Annotated in this window: 1 pseudogene; it reads left to right on the forward strand. The window is 27.6% G+C overall.

The features are described from left to right. Nucleotides 1-428: pseudogene (locus tag RR45_RS11330) on the forward strand (relaxase); the annotation flags it as partial.

Here is a 428-nt window from a genome sequence, read left to right on the forward strand (position 1 = left end):
CCGTATTTTCTCTACCTGAAATAAAAAATGAATACGATAAATTCAAAAAAGAAAAAGATGATGATTTTGAAATGAAAATTTTGGTGGAAGATTGGCAAGTAAAAGAAGAAACTAAAAATGGTATCTACATTGATATTGATTATGGTCTGCTTAATGGTGGTTCTATTTTAATACCATCACATCAAGTCAATAAAATTGATGATGGTAACTACAATATCTTTATCAAGAAAAAAGATTATTTCTATTTCACAAATTCTGATGATGCTAGTAAAAATAAATTTATGACTGGTAACACAGTAGCCAAACAATTGTCACGTGACAATCAACATTTAGTCTTACACAAAAATCAAAATATCTCTAAACTTGACCAGATTATCAAAGATTTTGAATATCTATCTTTAAAAGGTGTTTCAACAGGTAGTCAGTTT

The sequence above is a fragment of the Pseudolactococcus chungangensis CAU 28 = DSM 22330 genome (genome assembly GCF_002441885.1).
GTDB lineage: Bacteria > Bacillota > Bacilli > Lactobacillales > Streptococcaceae > Pseudolactococcus > Pseudolactococcus chungangensis.